Genomic DNA, 17195 nt, shown 5'->3' with positions numbered 1-17195 from the left:
GATTCTTGAGGAAGGGTTGTTACCCAAGAGGCAATTCGGACTTTGGACTTCTTCGCTTGATGACGCGACGGAATGCAACACCGACCAACGCAATTGTCATCATCGTCAATAAAGACGGTTCTGGAGTTGGTATTGCGATGGACGCCACCCCGTCAGGAGTCAACAGAAAGTCTTGGTACACACCGTTGAGAGTGCCCACCGCAATGATTCGTCCGAAGTCGTCAACCTTCACTGCCGACGTGAGGACAACTCCCAGATCGCTGGCGACATAATCATTAAGATTGTTCTGACCAAAGAGACCGGAATCGATATGGCTGTGTCCAGTTGGGTCTGAAAAGGCGGCAAAATCTGGGTGATATCGACTATCACTGCTTTGTCCGACAATCTCCCCATGCGAATTAATATCCAACACCGGACTCCCGCCGATGTTGCTCCAATCTCCAAGAATGTAGTAATCGCTCGGAACCTTACTGGTGGAACGAATATCTTCGGAATAGCCCGTTTTGTACGCCCCATTTTGCAGCAGGTATACGGTGTTGTAGTGCCAGTGATAAGAGTCCGAATTAGTGAAATCACCCTCATGAATTTCAGTAGCTGGCGACTTCTCAAAGGTGTACGACCGGCTCCCATCGCTGCTCGTCACGCTGTGAATTACTCCGGAGGGATCTTGCTGGAACGTGAAACCATACCCCAGGTTCGTCACGCTGAACATCGAGGCATTTGCCGATCCCATCAACAGACCCGAACCTAAGAGCGTCACTGCGAAAGCGAGCGGGCTAAGTGTCCCGATGCTCATGATTCCCTGCCTTGGGGTGATTGTGGGCCCGTCCGAGAGATTGGGCAGACCATCGCCGAAATCGCCCGAATGGTCAAGCCCGAACCACGATGCATCCATTCGCACGCAAACAGTCCACACATTTGGCTCTCTTGAGAGCCACCCGGCCATAGTATTCCTCGCCTCGGACGGCTCATCCTGGATCACCGGCGAGATGTTCTACATCTCGGGCGGGTTGAAGTGAGCTGATCGACGATCGGGGCGGTCCGTGGCGGGACCGCCCACGCCGATCGAATCCGATATGTAGAACGAGGTATGCCCCGACTTTGGGCCGGCAGATCGGACTCCGAGATCTTGCTAAAGAGGCAAGTAACTTGTAGGATCAACCTCACCGACGAGTTCTTTTGTCCACTGGGCTTGTATGCCTGAATCTTCGGCCAACTCTCAGGAAATCGCCAACTACTTCCTCGCGAATGTGGACGAGGAAGCGGGCGACAACCTTTCGAATCTCAAGCTCCAGAAGCTGGTTTATTACGCCCAGGGCTTGTTCCTCGCCATGCAGGGCGACCCCCTCTTTGATGAGTCGATCGAGGCGTGGGACCACGGTCCCGTCGTCCCTGGCCTGTTTCGGACTTATCAGTATCGAGGTGCCAGGTCCATCGAGCCTCCCGAGCGTTTCGAGCCTGGGGACTATGCTCCCGAGGTTCGCGAATTGCTGGATGCGGTTCTCGAAGTCTATGGGCAGTTTTCCGCGTTCAAGCTGATGAGGATGACTCGCAACGAGCCGCCCTGGCGGGACACCCCGCGTCATCAAGAGATCACCCGGGAATCGCTCCGCGAATTCTTCACTGCGGTCGTGGAAGCGGGCCGATCGGGACAATCCATCGAAGGCGAGCCGGTCTGGCCGATGGCCTCATTCCAGCACCAACGACGACGCGAGATCATGCGACGGGCTCCCGATCCTGGGCGAATCCGAGCGGCGATCAATCGAAAGACTGCCCGGGGCTCGGCACCCGGCGTTGGCCGCCGCGGCTCAAGCTTTGATGATGTGGCCTGATCCCAGGCCACGACAGGAAGTCGCCGGATGGCCCGCTATTATTTCGGCCAGATCTACCTGGCTTACGTCAATGATGGCGCGGGGCACACCAAGGAACATCCGGTCCTGATCATCGACCCGGATGAAGGTTGCGCGTCTGGCGAGGCGATTCAGGTGGTCGTGATCTCGACGAAGATCGAGAACCCGTGCCCGGATCACCATGTCCGCGTCCATCACGATCGGAATTATGATCGATTCACCGGGCTCTCCGAGCCGTGCGTGGCCAAGTGCAACTGGGCCCCGAGCGTCGAGCCCAGGCGGTTCATCAAGTTCCTGGGCTCGATGCCGGACGACTTGCTCGACTCGATCATCGACAAGGTGAACGAACTCCTCGACGACCCAAGCTTCGACGGGTGGGTCGATCGCGAATAACCGCCCTCGATACGGCCGGTCCTCTCAGGCTGCCGGTTCGAGGGCGACCGAGTAGACGGTCTTCCCCTCGATGTCGTTCAGGGCCGCGGTCATCACGCCGGTCCGGCCCTCGATCCGGACGACTCCGCAGAACGGACGGCCTTCGGCCGGGTGGCAGGCCCCTGCCAAACGACCGATTCGAAATTCGAAGACAGCTGGCGTCGTTATCTCTTTGGAACCCATCACTCCAAGATGAGAACCACCGAGGGGGGGGCAACCTTCGGTCGATTCGACGACGACTACCAGGATTCCGAAGTTGAACATCCAAGAAGGAGAATCGATGAACATGCTCCGCATTCACTTCCGAACTCTCATCATCGCGTCCGCGATCGTAATCGGCGTGAGCTGGAACGCCCAGGCCGGTTTGACGCTCACGACGGACGGGATCGCGCAGGGGTTCAGCCTTTCTACGTTCGCGTCGGGTTTCCCGACCAATGGGATCGCCGGCCCGCTCGGAATTGCCTTTTTACCCGCCGGCAAAGTCATGGTAGCCGACGGCGCGGGGAATGTCCGCGTGTTCGCATCCGACTCGGATGGTCAGTTCGCGGGCTCGGCCCCGGTCGGCCAATTCTATGGAGCGAACAACGCCGTCGCGTTGACGACGTTGGGCAGCTCAATCTACATGACGCGTCAGGGAATCGGCGATGTGGTCCAGCTCAACGCCGACGGCACCTTTAATCAGGGCATTGTGGGCGGAATCCCCGCAGCAACGGGCATGATCGCCGACCCGTTCACCGGGCATCTCTTTGTCGGATCGGTCAGCAATGGCCTGATCTATGAGGTCGACCCGCTCGCCAAGACAACTTCCGTCTTTTACTCTTCGGGGACGGACAATGTTGATGGGCTCAGTCTTTCGGTCGACGGAAAAGTTCTCTACGCCGCAGAGAACAAGACCGGCCATATCATCGGGATCAGTACGCTGACGGGCGCGAAGGTTTTCGATTCCGGTGCCATCGGCGTCGGGATCGACGGAACTGCCGTGGGAACCGGATCACTTTCCGGCAACATTTTCGCAAACTTTAACGACGGCAAAGTTATTGAAATTAACCTGAAGACGCTGGCCCAGACCACAATTGCCACCGGCGGAAGTCGCGGCGATTTCGTGACGGTCGACCCCAACGGGACGCTCCTGCTCACGCAGACCGACTCCATCATCCGCCTGACCGCGCCCTCGGGTGGGGGGTTTGCCGTCCCCGAGCCCTCCAGCGTTGCGATGCTGGCCGTGGGCTGTCTCGGGTCCCTGATCGCGGTCCGTCGGCGACGGGCCAACGCCTGATGCCTCATCCGTCCCTCAAGTCGGAAGCCTCGCTCCGGGGCGAGGCTCCGACTGCTCATGGCTCGATTTGAAGTCGAGCGACTACGGGTTGTCGGGGATTCAGCCCATCGGGTCGAGGTCGACCGAGTACAGCGTCTTCCCCTCGATGTCATTCAGGGCCACGGTCATCACGCCGGTCCGGCCCTCGATCCGGACGACCCCGAAGAACTGATGACCTTCCGAGGGAGGGCGGTTGGGCTTCATGCCCTTGGGGATGGAGTTGAATCGGACCTCGGGGCCGAAGGTGGCATCGAGGGTTCCCGGCCCGAAGGTCCCGGCGTTCAGGGGGCCAGCGACGAACTCCCAGAAGGGGTCGAAGTCGGTGAACCTGGCGCGGGAAGGGTCGTAGTGGTGGGCGGCGGCGTAGTGGACGTCGGCGGTCAGCCAGACGACGTTGCGGACCCCTCCCTCCTTGAGCGACCGGAGCAGCGCGGCCATCTCCAACTCCCGGCCCAGGGGCGGGCCTCCGTCTCCGTTGGCCAGGGCCTCGTAGGTCCCGGGTCCGTCGCCGATGATCAGGCCGATGGGCATGTCGCTGGCCACCACCTTCCATGTCGCCGTGCTGGCCTTCAGGGACCGGGCCAGCCACTCGACCTGATCCTTGCCGAGGAAGGCGGTCGCGGCGCCGGACTCGGGCTGGCGGTTGCTGGAGTTCGGCCCTCGATAGGTCCTCTGGTCGATCAGGAAGACTTCGAGCCGGGGGCCGTAGCGGACCGATCGATAGATCCTCGACGGGTCGTCGGGGTTGGCCCGGGTCGGGAGATATTCGAAGAAGGCCCGGCGGGCCCGGGCGGACAGGAGGTCGACGTCCCTGACCTGGTATCGGGGGTCTTCGAGCGTCTCGCCGGGATACCAGTTATTGAGCGTCTCGTGGTCGTCCCACTGCGCGAGGATGGGGACCTCGGCGTTGAATCGACGGACGTTCTCGTCGGTCAGGTTGTACCGGTAGCGGCCCCGGAACTCGTCGAGGGTCTCGGCCACCTTGGAGGTCGGCTCGGTGACCAGATTCTTCCAGAGAGTGCCGTCATCGAGCTTGATCTCGGCGGGGATCGGGTTGTCGGCGTAGATGTGGTCGCCGCTGTGGAGGAAGAAGTCGGGCCGGGCCTGGCGGATCGACTCGAAGATCCGCATCCCGCCCCGGGATCGGTCGATCCCGAACCCCTGGCCCGCGACGTCGCCCCCCCAGGCGAAGCGGATGTCGGCGTTCGCGTCGGGCGAGGTCCGGAATCGCCCCTCGACGGGGAGGCTTGTCGAACTGCGAGAGGCCGGGTCCTGGAACGTGACCCGGTAGCTCACCACCTGGCCCGGCGGGAGCCCGGTCAGGACAACCTTGCCGGTGAAGTCGTTCTCCGGGAGCGCTGCGGGGCCGACCACCCGACGAGGGTCGCGAAACGACCCGGTCGTGGCGTACTCGACGATCATCCGCGAAGGCCGGTCGGTCCTCGACCAGACCACGGCCGAAGCCCCGCCCACGTCGCCGGCCGCGACCCCGTGCGTGATCGCCGGCCGACCGGCCTCCGAGCGGATCACCGAGGCGGCATCCTGGGCCAGGACGCGGCCCCAGGGCGAAGCCGAAGCGGCGAGCAAGGCACCGAATTCCCGGCGTCTGAGCATGGGTGAGACCTTCGAAATGCGGGGGCGGAATCGGGGACGGCGCCGCTCAGGATACTCGCGACGAGACACCCTCCGCAACGTCGAGTCGGCACCGGCCCCTCCAACATTCCGAGGGAATCCTGCCGAGGACCGCGTCCCGTTCGAACGATCCGCCGAAGGACTCGGTTCGATAAAGCGATGGATTGAAAAAGCAAACCCTGATAGAATCCGGGTAAAGGATGCACGATCTCGACCATCCTCCGCGCTCGATCGGGGCGGGGGACCGACAGGAGAGTCCGACGTGAGCGAATCAGAACATCAGGGGACGGAAGCCTCGCACCCCCAGTCTCCGCAGAATCCCCAGGCCCAGCAAGGCCCCGAGGTGGTTGTCGACGATTCGGACACCCTGCCGAGTTATGCGAACTTCTGCCGGGTGATGGCCACCCCCGAGGAGGTCATCCTCGACTTCGGCCTGAACATGCAACCGTTCGCGCCCGGGCCGCAGAACGTCCAGTCGGTCCATCGGATCGTCTTGAACCAGTACACGACCAAGCGGCTCCTGGCGGCGCTCGGCATGACCATCCAGCGCCACGAGCAGACCTTCGGGGCGATCGAGCTGGATGTCCAGCGACGGGCCAACCAGGCGCATCCGGCGCCCTCGGGCCCGACCAATCCGCCGCAGGTCATCAAGCTCTGACTCGACTTTCCGACTCCATCCAGGACCATCATGGCTACCACCCAGACGGGCGATCGCGACAAGCCTGCGGACGGAATCCAGCGGGACTCGCTGAACGAACACATCGGCCGACAAGTGGTCCGCTCCCTCGGTACGCCGAAGGATCTGCTCAAGGTCCAGGTCAAGCCCCTCGGGGGGGACCGATACCGGGTGAATGTCCTGGTCGGCAAGAGCCCCAACACGGCTCGGATCACCGACAGCTTCTTCCTGACGGCCGATGGGGAGGGCAATATCGTCACGTCTTCCCCCGCGATCGCCAAGCTTTATTGAGGGCCAACGCCGGGGCGGGGACGACGACAACCCCGCCCCCTGCGGGGTCTCGGAACCGACCCGGCCGGCGAGGCAGGCGGGACATCCGGCACACCTGGATCGCGAAAGGGCCCAAGAAGCGGCCGCCTCGGCCGTGATCTCCCCGGAGATCAATCACGTCCTGGCCTGGAGTGTCCCATGCCCTGCCTACTGGTGCCGTTTCTTGCCATCGCGATCGGGGCCGCATACGAGGACGTTCCGATGGATGACGTCGTCCCGGGCAACACCAGATTCGCCCTCGAACTGTTCGGCAAGCTCCAGAACCGGCCGGGCAACCTCTTCTTCTCGCCCGGGAGCCTCTCGACGGCCCTGGCCATGACCTATGCCGGGGCCAGGGAAGAGACCGCGCAGGAGATGGCCCGGACCCTGCATTTCTCGATGCCCCAGGAGCGGCTTCACGCCGCCTTCGGTTCGCTGCTCAAGGCGCTCGATCCGGGCGACTCGAAGCGGGGATACCGCCTGAGCATCGCCAACCGGCTCTGGGGCAAGAAGGGCCTGCACTACCTTCCCGCCTTCCTCTCGATCGTGAAAGATCAGTACCGGGCCGGGCTGGAGGAGCTCGACTTCACCGCCACCGAGCAGGCCCGATCGAGGATCAACGACTGGGTCGAGCGGCAGACCGAGGGTAAGATCGTCGACCTGATCCCGCCCGACGTCCTCGACGCGAGGACCCGCCTGGTCCTGACCAACGCGATCTACTTCAAGGGGGACTGGTCCACGCCGTTCCCCAAGGGCGCGACGAAGGAAGAACCCTTCCACCTGGCCGCCGACCGCGCCGTCCCGGCCCCGCTCATGCACCGGCAAGAGAACCTGCGATTCTGGGCGGGCGACGGCCTGAAGGCCCTGGAACTCCCCTACGGCGAGGGGGATCTGTCGATGGTCGTGCTCCTGCCCGACGCGATCGACGGACTGCCCGCCCTGGAGACCGGACTGGCTCCCGAGAAGCTGGACAAGTGGATCGCGGGCCTCCGAAGCAAGAGCGTCCAGGTCGCGTTGCCTCGCTTCAAGATGACCTCGCAATTCACCCTGGGCGACGTCCTGACCAAGATGGGGATGCCCCTGGCCTTCGATCAACTGGACGCCGACTTCTCGGGCATGACCATCCAGGAAGAACTTTACATCGAGGAGGTCGTCCACAAGGCCTTCGTCGACGTCAACGAGGAGGGGACCGAGGCCGCCGCCGCCACCGGGGTGATCATGGCCCCGAGGGCCATGGCCGTCCCGACCCCGCCCGTGGTCTTCCGCGCCGACCACCCGTTCCTCTTCCTGATCCGCGATACCCGATCGGGGAGCCTCCTGTTCCTGGGCCGGATGGCCGACCCGAGGGGTTGAGCGAGCGTCAAGGCCCGGCGTGCCAGAGCCGGATCTTCCCGGCGAAGTCGCCCGAGGCCAGCGTCTTGCCATCCGGCGAGAAGGCCAGGGCGTGGACCTTGGCCTCGTGCCCGGTCAGGGCGAGCCGCTCGATGGCAAGCTCGGGGTCCCAGAGGCGAACAACGCCGTCATCTCCCCCGATGGCCAGCGTCTTGCCGTCGGGGCTGAAGGCGAGCGTCCAGACCCCGCCCTTGTCGGACACCCGCTCGCGGGTCTCGCGCAATGTTTCCTCGGCCGCGTTCCAGAACTGGAGGCCGCCTTCACTGTCGCCCGAGACGAGCGTCTTACCATCGGGGGAGAACGCCACACACGAGACCGGAGCCCGCGCGGCGAGGGTGGCCCGTCGGTGAAAGCCGGGAACCGCCCGAATCGAGATCAATTGATCGTGGCACCCGATCGCAAGGGCCTTGCCGTCGGGCGCGAAGGCCAGGCCGTAGTTTTCGAGATACGGAGTCTCGATGATTCGCGATGTCGGGGCGTTCCCCTCCCACGTCGCGACGAGGAGCCTCGGATCGTTCCCGCTCGCGACCAGGTATTTGGCGTCCGGAGACCAGGCCAGGGCGCGTAGTCTTTTCCCCTTCAAGTGGTCGAAGCGGAAGAGAGACGGTCCGTTGGCCAGGTCGGTGGAGTGCACATTCACCACGCCATCGTAGTCCGCGAACGCCAGCGGCTGACCTTCGCCCGGCCCGGCCACCGCCACGGCGCTCTGGAGAATCTCCCCCTTCAGACGCCCGAGGATCGACCCGGAGGCGACATCCCAGGCCTGGACCTGATCGTCGTTCCCCGCCGAGATGAGCGTCCGGCCGGAGTCCGCGAAGGTCAGGCCCCAGATCTCGTCGCCGTGGTCGAGGATGGTGGGCAGATCGTGCCGGGGGGCTCGGTTCCAGAGACGGATGGCATCCTCATTGTCGGCGATGATCGCGATCGTCTCCGAGTCGGGATGATGGCCGACCTTGGCGACGAACCCGACGTTCGACGGGAACTCCCCGATCGCCTTGCCCGTCTTCGAGTCCCAATCGCGAACCAGGCCGTTCGAGTCGCCCGTGACGAGGGATTTCCCGTCGGGCGAGAACGCGAGCGTCGTCACCAGGCCATCCGAGCCCATCGCTTCCGGCGTGATCGACCAGAGGGGGCGTCCGGTCCGGGTCTCGAAGACGAGGACTCGCGGGTTGTCATCGGTCACGGCGGCCAGGCTGCCGTCGCGGGAGAGCAAGATGATCGTCCTGACCCCTCGGGCGTTGGGGAGTTTCCTGACGATCGACCGGACGAACTGGGGATACGAGGCACGCCATTCGGAGTTCAGATCATAGATCAAGGGCCTGAGGAGGAAGCTATCCACGGTCGGGAATGAGGAGAGGCACGCCAGGGTCCCGCCGTCTCCCGAGAAGCAAAGATCGTGCGAAGTCGGCACCTGGACGACCCGCAAGGAGGATGTCTTTTTGGGTGAGCGGGCCTGGCCTCCGGCACTGACCGTGAGGTCGGGCAGGCGGACGATCGGAGGTGCCTCGTCTTCCTTCGTCCCCCAGTTGTCGCCGGAGAGCGCCAGCGTGCGGCCCCCCGGCCCGATGGCCTGCCAGAGGCCCGGAAGGCCCGTGGGGGCAAGCCGAAGTCCATCATCGACCCGGAGGGGAGCGCGTTCATCGCCCCGATCACTGAGCGAGGTGAAGCCGAAATAATCATCGCCCAGGAGAAAGCTGCCGGAGCGATACGAGGTGTGAATCCCATCGGGGTCGAACAGGAGGTCGACCAATCCCTTATGGACTCCCTCCCTCGCCGATCGACCGAGCCCCTCCAGTGTCGGCGCGATCGGACGAGTCCCTCGCCACCAGCGGAGATCCTTCAGCGGTCGGACCGTGTAGTTGCGCGTCGCTTCCCGCATCAGGTGATGCCAGGCGAAGTCGCGGAGGTCGTCCTCGGCGGTCGAGGTCTCATAGCTTCGGAGGAGCGTCTGGACCACCTCGACGCGACCGGAGGCCAGTTCACGGCTGGCCAGGTTGAGCCTGGCCGCCAGGGCGGAGCGTCGCCCATATCGGTCGCTCGCGCGGAGTCGGTCGAGCGTCGATCTCAGTTCGATGTTGGCGGAGTCGCGTTCGATGACGGTGGACCGGAGCTGGTCGAGACTCCGGGTCAACTCGGCGTTCTTGGCCTTGAGTCGCCACTCGTGGCGGACGATCAACCCGGCGGGGATGGCCGTCGCGGTCAGGGCCAGCACGATCAGCGCCGCGTGGCTCGGACGACGCCTGGCCCATCGTCCGAGGCGTCCCCAGACCGGGAGGGGTCGGGCCCGGATTGGGCGACCGTCCAGGAACCGGGCGAGGTCCGCCAGCAATTCCGCCGCCGAGGGGTAGCGACGTCCGGGGTCGTGCTCCAGGCATTTCAGGCAGATCGTCTCCAGGTCGACCGAGAGGCTCGATCGCAAGGCTCGAGGGCGGATCGTCGGCTCGCCCCGGCTCAGGATGAGGCTCAGCTCCACCATCGACTTGCAGGGATAGATCGACCGACCGGTGAGCATCTCATAGAAGGTCGCGCCGAGGGCATAGAGATCCGTCCGCTCGTCGAGCCTGCCCATGTTCGGCAGGACTTGCTCGGGGGCCATGTAGGGGGGCGACCCCTGCCAGAATCCGGTCAGGGTCGCCGCCTCGATCTCCTCGTGAAACGTGCCCAGGCCGAAGTCGGTGATCCTCGGAGACCAGCCGCCGGGGGTCTCGGGCGAGGCGACCATCAGCACGTTGGCGGGCTTGAGGTCGCGGTGCAGCACGCCGTGATCATGAGCATGCCTGAGCCCACTCGCCAGTCGAAGGAGGGTCGTGGCCGCCAACTTCGGCGGCATCCCGAGCGGATACCGGGCCGCCAGCCATCGGGAGAGAGATTCCCCCTCCTGATAGTCGCTGACGATCACGAAGTGGCCGTCGAGGACGCCCGCGTCGAGCACCCCGACGATGGCCTCGTCGTTCAGGCTTGCCGCGAGCCGGGCCTCGCGGGCGAATCGATCCCAGAGCGCCAACGACTGGACCTTGTCGGGCCGGGGGACCTTCAGCGCCACGGGACGCCCCAGGTGGGTGTCGGTCGCCCGGTAGACGATCCCAAAACCGCCGCGGCCCAGCTCGCCCTCGATCCGGAACCGGCCGAGCGTCTCGCCGATCGACAGTTCTGCAGAATCCCGCGAGGCTTGGTCCGAGGTCGGACCCGGCAGGAACGGCAAGAGGTAACGCGCGGGCCGATCGACGACGTTCGCCTCCCCCGCGTCGAAGACGGCCTTGAGCAACCGATGCATCGCCTCGTCGGCCTCGTCCCAGGTGGCTTCCTCGCCGGGCTGAGGCGACGGGATCGAATCCGGGTCGATGTTCATGGTCGATCGACCCCGAATCGCACTCGGAGTCGGCGGAGTGCCCGCTGATGCAAGGCCCGGACCGCACCCTCGCTCCGCCCCAGTTCGGCCGCGACCTCCGTCGTCGTCCGATTCTCCCGGTAGAGGATCTCCACCACGCGTCGCTCCGCCTCCGGCAAGGTCTCGATCTGGGCGAACAAGATCCCCCCGACCTCCGATCGGACCATCCTACCGAGGACCGCCGTGGAACTTCGAGCCCCCTCGTCCCTCGAACCGCAATCCCTCTCGGGGCGAACCAGTTCGTCGCGGTGATCGCGGACATATCTCATGAGGCGAAATTGCATCGTTTGGAGCAACCAGGCGAGGACTTGCCGAGCCGGTCGGCCCGAGATCTCGGCGAATCGACGGACGGCGATCAGGAGCGTTTCCTGGACCAGGTCCGAAGGTGCGACCCACTGGCCAAGCCTCTTGCCGATCAGCCGTTGTGCCCGAGACCTCAGCAGAGGGACGATCGCGGCGAGTTCGTCCCCGTCAACGAATCCCTGGCCACTCATCGGGGCCCCCTGACTCAGAGGACAATGAACCGCGAATCAAATGATAGCCATTGCCATCATGACAATTCTGAGACGACCGGGCCATCTTCCATCAGGGAGGATGTTCCCGAAAACATCGAAAAGGCGCGTGCGCCTCGGGGGTTCCAGGAGACTCGGTCGGAGCCGGCACCATCATCATGAGTCATGGATCGCGACGTCCGCCCGGCTCCGAGCAACCCGGTCGTTAGGCGGCCCCGCCGTCCCCACGGTCAGGATCGGCCGATTATCCGGGCTTCTCGGCTTCCATGACGTACCTCGACGTCCTGGTCCGATGATGGCCTGCTCCCCTCTCCTCACAGAATCAGGAACCGCCCCATGATCCGCACCCTTCGCCCGGCCGTCTTCGCGCTTCTCATCGGGTTTCTCGCGACGCCCTCCCCGGCCCTCGCCGCCGGCCCTCGCCCGTTCCACTCGCGGGTCGTGGCCACCTGGGACAATGTCTACGCGGCCTTCGGCCCCTCCGGAGCCAACTTCATCGGCTACGGCCAGACCACCCACTTGGGCCGTGCCCTGCAGGAGGGCAGCCTCTTCCTCCTGGGCTTTCCCGATGCCAACGGCGAAGCTCCGGGCATCGGATCGGTCACGCTCACCGCGTCGAATGGCGACCAGCTGACCTTCGACTACGTCGGCACGCTGAACGCCGGGACGGGCGTCGGGGCCGGGACGTTCCAGTTCACCCACGGTACGGGCCGGTTTGCCGGAGCGACCGGATCGGGGACATTTTACGCCGTGATTGACCTCTCGAATCTCGCCGGAGGGCAGGCGATGACGGTCGTTCTTGACGGGACGATCACCTACTGAGCATCACCAGGCCGCCTCTCGTCCCCAACGCTCGGGGACGAGGGAACCTCCCGTTTCTCAGGGCCGGGCCCTCGAAGGAATCCGGGAATCGCGTCGAGGATCGTCGGGAACGGTGCTGCCTCTCCTCGGCCGACTTTCAGACCAGCGGATGCAATCTCGAAATCACCCGAGCGATAAGGCGAGCCGACGTGTATTCTTTAAGGATCGGAGGAGAAGTCCCGCGGGCCTGACGGGCGGACGATGGACAGGAATAGCCTGATCAAGCGGTTGATGGCCACGTTCCTGGTCGAGCTCGACGAGCACGTCCGGGCGCTCAATCACGACCTCCTGGCCCTGGAGCGAGACCCGGCCGGGCCGGGGCGGGCCGAGTCGTTCGCCTCGATGCTTCGCGCGGCCCACAGCCTGAAGGGGGCCGCCCGGTCGGTCAACGTGGGACCGATCGAGTCGATGAGTCACCTGCTGGAAGAATTGTTCGTCGCGGGTGGCGAGGGCCGGCTGGCGTTCGACCACGACCTGTTCGCCCTCCTCTTCGCCTCGGCCGACGCGATCGAGGAGGCCGGCCTCCGGCTCCGCGAGCAGGCCGATCTGTCGGACTCGCCGCTGGTGGCGCTCCTGCCCCACCTGAAGGCCGCCGCCGACCGGACCTCGATGCCCGTCCCCCCGGCGTCGACCCCGGCACCGAGCCCGGCCGCTCCGTCGGAATCCTCGGCCGGCTCGGCGATCGTGCGGGTTCCCGCCGAGAAGCTCGATGCGCTCCTGACGCACAGCGGGGAATTGCTGGTGGCCCGTCGACGGGTCGGCTCTCGGGGGGATGACCTGGAGGTCATCCGCGACTTCCTCGGCCGATGGCGGGCCGACTGGCGGAACGTCGAGAAGCCGCTCGCGGCCTTGCTGGGCCGGGCCGACGACTCGGACCGGGCGATCCTCCCCCGGCGGGTCGCCTCGACGCTCCGTCGGACCGGCGAGCACCTCGGCCGACTCGAACGCGACCTGGAGCGGCTGGCCTCGGCGATGGGGGGCGACCGGTCGCAGCTCGACCGGGCCTCGGGACTTCTGGAAGAGGAGGTCCGGCGGGCCCGGATGCTCCCGTTCGCCGAGGCCTGCCAGGGGCTGGACCGGACCGTCCGCGACGTCGCTCGGGCGGTCGGCAAGCAGGTCGAACTGGTCATCGAAGGAGGAGGCGTCGAGATCGACCGCTCGATCCTGGAAGGGCTGAAGGACCCGCTCCGCCACCTGGTCCACAACGCGGTCGACCACGGGATCGAGCCGCCCGAGCGTCGGGTCGAGGTGGGCAAGCCGCCCCAGGCCCGGATCACGGTCTCGGCGGCCCTGCGCGGGGCCCAGGTCGAGGTGGTCGTCGCCGACGACGGGGCCGGGCTGAACCTCGATCGGCTCCGCGAACAGGCGAGGCAGCGGGGCCTGGACGAGCCGACCGACGCCCGCGACCTGGAGCGATTGATCTTCCTGCCCGGCTTCTCCACGGCCGGGCGGATCACCAACATCTCGGGCCGGGGCGTGGGTCTCGACGTGGTCAAGGACCGGCTGGAGCAACTCCACGGGACGATCGAGCTGGCCTCGAAGCCGGGACGAGGCCTGAGGCTGACGATGGCCCTGCCCCTGACCCTGACGACGCTCCGGGCCTTGATGGCCTCCGCGGGGGGGCAGGTCTTCGCCTTCGCCACGACCAACGTGCAGAAGCTGATCCGGGTCGGCCCGTCGGATTTCCGGGTCGTGGAAGGCTTCCGGGTCCTGTCCAGCGGCGGCGGGCCCCTCTTGCCGGTGGCCTCGCTGGCCGAGGCCCTGGGCCTGCCCGGTCGGGAGCCCTCGGGGAAGTCGCCGGGGTTGATCGTGGCGGCCGGCGAGCGCCGGATGGCGTTCCTGGTCGACGACCTCCTGGCCGAGCAGGAGATCACCGTCAAGACCCTGGGGGCGAGGGTCCGCCACGCCCGGTTCTTCTCGGGGGCCACGATCCAGCCCTCGGGCCGGATTGCCCTGGTGATCAACGCCGCCGGCCTGATCCGTGCCGCGCTGGGCAAGGCCCAAGGCCCCCCGATGGGCCGGGACCGGGGTGCGGCCCCGCCCAGGAAGCGGCTCCTGGTCGTCGACGACTCGGCCACGACCCGCACGCGCGAGAAGGACCGGCTGGAGTCCGCCGGCTTCGAAGTGACGACGGCCGTCGATGGCGAGGCCGGCTGGCGGACCCTCCAGGAATGGGCCCCCGACCTCCTGATCAGCGACGTCGAGATGCCTCGGATGGACGGATTCGCCCTGACCCGCGCCGTCCGGGCCTCGGCCCGGTTCGCCCACCTCCCGGTGATCCTCTACACCTCGAGATCGAGCGAGGCCGACCGAGCCCGGGGCGTCGAGGCCGGGGCCGACGCCTATCTCCTCAAAGGATCGCCCGATCGGGCCTTGATCGAGGCCGTCTCGCGGCTCCTCCGAGAGCAAACCCGGAATCAATCGAGGATGGCCCACGGCCAGGAGATGGAAATGTCTGACGAATGAAATCGGACCCGATGCCGGTGGGCGAGATTTCCCCGGGCCCTTCTCGCCCACCGGCCATCGCCGTGAGCGAACGACCCTCGACGGCCCCCCTTGTCCATCGACCCTTCGCCGCTCCGCGGAATCCGGGAAGAATCCGGCCGAATCGTCCCGGAATGCCGATCGAAACTCCGAATCATCCCGCCCCCCATTCCTGAACGAGCCCCGACCCGGACGCTTGTTCATTCCACCTCGAAGCCGAGGGAGCCTCAGACTGATGATCCGTGTGTTGGTCGTCGACGACTCCGAGACCGCCCGCTCCCTGCTGGTCCTGATCCTGGGGTCCGACCCCGGGCTCGAAGTCGTGGGCGAGGCGAGAGATGGCGTCGAAGCGGTCGAGATGACGCAGAGGCTCCGGCCCGACGTGGTGACGATGGACATCCTGATGCCCCGGCTGGACGGCCTGGCGGCGACTCGCGAGATCATGATCACCGCCCCGACTCCGATCGTCATCGTCACCGCCGGGGCCCTGCCGGGCGAGGTCGAGGGCTCGCTGGAGATGCTCGGGCATGGGGCGCTGGACGTGCTGAAGAAGCCGGTCGGCCCGGACGCGCCGGGGTTCGCCGCGTCGGCCCGCCGCCTGATCTCGACGGTCAAGGCGATGTCGCAGGTCAAGGTCGTCCGCCGATGGCGGGAGTACCCGCCCCGCCCCCGGCCGAACCCACCAGGCCCGACGCCCCCCCCGGTGGCGGGCACGCCGGCGCAGATCGTGGCGATCGGCGCCTCGACGGGGGGTCCCCTGGCCCTTCAGAAGCTGCTCTCGGGACTCCCCCCGGATTTCTCCGCGCCGATCCTGGCCGTCCAGCACATCACGCAGGGGTTCACCGAAGGCCTGGCCCGATGGCTCGACAGCGTCTGCGACCTCCGCGTCAAGGTCGCCGGAGACGGGGAGATCCTGGCCCGAGGGACGGTCTACCTGGCACCCGACGGTCTCCACCTGGGCGTCAGCGACCGTCGGAGGCTGGTCACATCGGACGACCCGCCGGTCGGCGGCTTCCGGCCCTCGGCCACCTCGCTGTTCGAGTCGGTGGCCCGGTCATTCGGCAGTTCGGCCCTGGCGGTGATCCTCACCGGCATGGGGGTCGACGGCGTCCAGGGGCTGGCCGCCATCCGCCAGAAGGGAGGGCGAGTCCTGGCTCAGGACGAATCGACCTCGGTGGTCTTCGGGATGCCCGGCGCGGCCATCGACGCGGGCCTGGCCGACCTGGTCTTGCCCATCGACGCGATCCCGGCCCGGATCGCGGCGATGACCCGGGCCCGGAACGCTCCCTGATCGGCCAGCCGGGCAGGATCAGGGGCGATCGAAACGGATCGATCCGGTACAATATCCAGCCCCTGACGAGTCCGAGGCGCCCGGGGCCATTCCGATCTCAAGCCGACAACCCGCGTCCCCCTCACGGGCCCGACGAGGAGAACCCGATGTCTCGAGTACTCGTTGTCGAAGACAGCGCCACTCAGGCCCTGGAGATCCGCCTTCTCCTGGAAGACGCGGGCTTCTCCGTCGACGTGGCCGTGAATGGCCGCGAGGCGCTGGGGGCGATCGCCTTGAGGATCCCCGACCTGGTCCTGACCGACCTCCGGATGCCCGAACTGGACGGCCTGGAACTGGTCGAGGCGATCCGGGCCGAACGGCTCAGCGTGCCGGTGATCCTGATGACCCAGCACGGGACCGAGGAAGTCGCCGTCCAGGCCCTGAAGCTCGGCGCGGCCAGCTACCTGGCCAAGAAGAATCTCGAACGCGACCTGGTCGAGGCGATCGACGACGTCCTGGCCGTCACCTCCGCCCAGCGGCATCAGGACCAGGTGATCGAGAGCCTCCAGTCGATCGAGTCCCGCTACCTCCTGGAGAACAACGTGGCCCTGATCACCCCGCTGATCGGCCACGTCCATCAGAACCTCTCCCGGATGAAGTTCTGCGACGAGATCGGCCTGATCCGGATCGGCGTCGCCTTGCGCGAGGCCCTGATCAACGCCATCCACCACGGCAATCTGGAAGTCAGCTCCGAACTCCGGGCGTCCGACGACGACTCCTACTACGACCTGGTCGAGGAGCGAAGCCGGACCACCCCCTACCGCGAACGCCGGGTCTCATTCACGGCGAACGAGTCGCGGAACGAGGCCATCTACGTCGTCAGCGACGAAGGCCCGGGATTCGACCCGGCCTGTCTCCCCGACCCGACCGACCCGGCGAATCTCCACCGGGAATACGGCCGCGGCCTCCTGCTGATTCGGACCTTCATGGACGAGGTCCGCCACAACCCGCGCGGCAACGAGATCACCCTGATCAAACGCCGAGGGCCCGCCTGATCCCCGACCGCCGGCCGGC

The 17195-nt window shown here is 66.0% G+C and carries 15 protein-coding genes; 10 read left to right on the top strand and 5 right to left on the bottom strand.

The window, feature by feature from the left end:
• Positions 1-19: 19 nt before the first annotated feature.
• Positions 20-796 (bottom strand): PEP-CTERM sorting domain-containing protein, encoded by a 777-nt coding sequence (locus tag P12x_RS13620; protein WP_435011415.1) that lies wholly within the window; start codon positions 794-796, stop codon positions 20-22.
• A 400-nt stretch (positions 797-1196) separates the two neighbouring features.
• Here P12x_RS13620 and P12x_RS13615 point away from each other — a divergent pair, with 400 nt between their 5' ends.
• The gene (locus P12x_RS13615; RefSeq protein WP_435011414.1) at positions 1197-1832 is read left to right on the top strand and encodes a Panacea domain-containing protein; all 636 of its coding nucleotides are present in this window, start codon (positions 1197-1199) and stop codon (positions 1830-1832) included.
• Positions 1833-1859: 27 nt separating this feature from the next.
• Entirely contained in the window at positions 1860-2243 is a 384-nt protein-coding gene (locus tag P12x_RS13610) for a type II toxin-antitoxin system PemK/MazF family toxin (protein WP_435011413.1), read from the top strand.
• 24 nt (positions 2244-2267) lie between these two features.
• Here the strand turns inward: P12x_RS13610 and P12x_RS13605 are convergent, their stop codons facing one another.
• Entirely contained in the window at positions 2268-2411 is a 144-nt protein-coding gene (locus tag P12x_RS13605; protein WP_435011412.1) for a hypothetical protein, read from the bottom strand.
• Positions 2412-2562: 151 nt separating this feature from the next.
• Here P12x_RS13605 and P12x_RS13600 point away from each other — a divergent pair, with 151 nt between their 5' ends.
• Positions 2563-3558 (top strand): PEP-CTERM sorting domain-containing protein, encoded by a 996-nt coding sequence (locus tag P12x_RS13600; RefSeq protein ID WP_435011411.1) that lies wholly within the window; start codon positions 2563-2565, stop codon positions 3556-3558.
• A 99-nt stretch (positions 3559-3657) separates the two neighbouring features.
• Here P12x_RS13600 and P12x_RS13595 read toward each other — a convergent pair whose 3' ends face one another.
• Complete coding sequence (locus P12x_RS13595; RefSeq protein ID WP_435011410.1) at positions 3658-5211, bottom strand: alkaline phosphatase D family protein; 1554 nt, start codon at positions 5209-5211, stop codon at positions 3658-3660.
• Between the two features lie 280 nt (positions 5212-5491).
• Here P12x_RS13595 and P12x_RS13590 point away from each other — a divergent pair, with 280 nt between their 5' ends.
• The 3 genes from P12x_RS13590 (at position 5492) to P12x_RS13580 (ending at position 7567) form a co-directional block, all read left to right on the top strand.
• On the top strand, positions 5492-5887 hold the full coding sequence (locus P12x_RS13590) for a DUF3467 domain-containing protein (protein ID WP_435011409.1): 396 nt from the start codon (positions 5492-5494) through the stop codon (positions 5885-5887).
• A gap of 30 nt (positions 5888-5917) precedes the next feature.
• The gene (locus P12x_RS13585; RefSeq protein WP_435011408.1) at positions 5918-6196 is read left to right on the top strand and encodes a hypothetical protein; all 279 of its coding nucleotides are present in this window, start codon (positions 5918-5920) and stop codon (positions 6194-6196) included.
• A 177-nt stretch (positions 6197-6373) separates the two neighbouring features.
• The gene (locus P12x_RS13580) at positions 6374-7567 is read left to right on the top strand and encodes a serpin family protein (RefSeq protein WP_435011407.1); all 1194 of its coding nucleotides are present in this window, start codon (positions 6374-6376) and stop codon (positions 7565-7567) included.
• 7 nt (positions 7568-7574) lie between these two features.
• Here P12x_RS13580 and P12x_RS13575 read toward each other — a convergent pair whose 3' ends face one another.
• Positions 7575-10955 (bottom strand): protein kinase domain-containing protein, encoded by a 3381-nt coding sequence (locus tag P12x_RS13575; RefSeq protein ID WP_435011406.1) that lies wholly within the window; start codon positions 10953-10955, stop codon positions 7575-7577.
• Complete coding sequence (locus P12x_RS13570; protein ID WP_435011405.1) at positions 10952-11488, bottom strand: RNA polymerase sigma factor; 537 nt, start codon at positions 11486-11488, stop codon at positions 10952-10954. The genes P12x_RS13575 and P12x_RS13570 overlap by 4 nt, the downstream gene beginning before the upstream one ends.
• 354 nt (positions 11489-11842) lie before the next feature.
• On the opposite strand from P12x_RS13570, the gene P12x_RS13565 reads away from it, so the two are divergent.
• The 4 genes from P12x_RS13565 (at position 11843) to P12x_RS13550 (ending at position 17176) form a co-directional block, all read left to right on the top strand.
• Positions 11843-12328, top strand: coding sequence for a hypothetical protein (locus tag P12x_RS13565; RefSeq protein ID WP_435011404.1), 486 nt, complete (start codon positions 11843-11845; stop codon positions 12326-12328).
• A gap of 240 nt (positions 12329-12568) precedes the next feature.
• Positions 12569-14833, top strand: a complete 2265-nt coding sequence (locus P12x_RS13560; RefSeq protein WP_435011403.1) for a hybrid sensor histidine kinase/response regulator — start codon at positions 12569-12571, stop codon at positions 14831-14833.
• Positions 14834-15086: 253 nt separating this feature from the next.
• A complete protein-coding gene (cheB, locus tag P12x_RS13555) occupies positions 15087-16142 on the top strand; it encodes a chemotaxis-specific protein-glutamate methyltransferase CheB (protein ID WP_435011402.1) in 1056 nt (351 codons plus the stop codon).
• 146 nt (positions 16143-16288) lie between these two features.
• On the top strand, positions 16289-17176 hold the full coding sequence (locus P12x_RS13550; RefSeq protein WP_435011401.1) for a response regulator: 888 nt from the start codon (positions 16289-16291) through the stop codon (positions 17174-17176).
• The last annotated feature ends 19 nt before the right edge of the window (positions 17177-17195 follow it).

Source organism: Tundrisphaera lichenicola (assembly GCF_051175385.1).
GTDB lineage: Bacteria > Planctomycetota > Planctomycetia > Isosphaerales > Isosphaeraceae > Tundrisphaera > Tundrisphaera lichenicola.
The sequence above is the reverse complement of the archived record's forward strand: the minus strand, read 5'-3'. Positions and strand labels throughout refer to the sequence as shown.

Excerpts from the sequence above, each read along its gene's own strand:
- P12x_RS13620 (WP_435011415.1), bottom strand. The coding sequence starts at position 796 with ATGAGCATCGGGACACTTAGCCCGCTCGCTTTCGCAGTGACGCTCTTA.
- P12x_RS13615 (WP_435011414.1), top strand. The coding sequence starts at position 1,197 with ATGCCTGAATCTTCGGCCAACTCTCAGGAAATCGCCAACTACTTCCTC.
- P12x_RS13610 (WP_435011413.1), top strand. The coding sequence starts at position 1,860 with ATGGCCCGCTATTATTTCGGCCAGATCTACCTGGCTTACGTCAATGAT.
- P12x_RS13600 (WP_435011411.1), top strand. The coding sequence starts at position 2,563 with ATGAACATGCTCCGCATTCACTTCCGAACTCTCATCATCGCGTCCGCG.
- P12x_RS13595 (WP_435011410.1), bottom strand. The coding sequence starts at position 5,211 with ATGCTCAGACGCCGGGAATTCGGTGCCTTGCTCGCCGCTTCGGCTTCG.
- P12x_RS13585 (WP_435011408.1), top strand. The coding sequence starts at position 5,918 with ATGGCTACCACCCAGACGGGCGATCGCGACAAGCCTGCGGACGGAATC.
- P12x_RS13580 (WP_435011407.1), top strand. The coding sequence starts at position 6,374 with ATGCCCTGCCTACTGGTGCCGTTTCTTGCCATCGCGATCGGGGCCGCA.
- P12x_RS13575 (WP_435011406.1), bottom strand. The coding sequence starts at position 10,955 with ATGAACATCGACCCGGATTCGATCCCGTCGCCTCAGCCCGGCGAGGAA.
- P12x_RS13570 (WP_435011405.1), bottom strand. The coding sequence starts at position 11,488 with ATGAGTGGCCAGGGATTCGTTGACGGGGACGAACTCGCCGCGATCGTC.
- P12x_RS13565 (WP_435011404.1), top strand. The coding sequence starts at position 11,843 with ATGATCCGCACCCTTCGCCCGGCCGTCTTCGCGCTTCTCATCGGGTTT.
- P12x_RS13560 (WP_435011403.1), top strand. The coding sequence starts at position 12,569 with ATGGACAGGAATAGCCTGATCAAGCGGTTGATGGCCACGTTCCTGGTC.
- cheB (WP_435011402.1), top strand. The coding sequence starts at position 15,087 with ATGATCCGTGTGTTGGTCGTCGACGACTCCGAGACCGCCCGCTCCCTG.
- P12x_RS13550 (WP_435011401.1), top strand. The coding sequence starts at position 16,289 with ATGTCTCGAGTACTCGTTGTCGAAGACAGCGCCACTCAGGCCCTGGAG.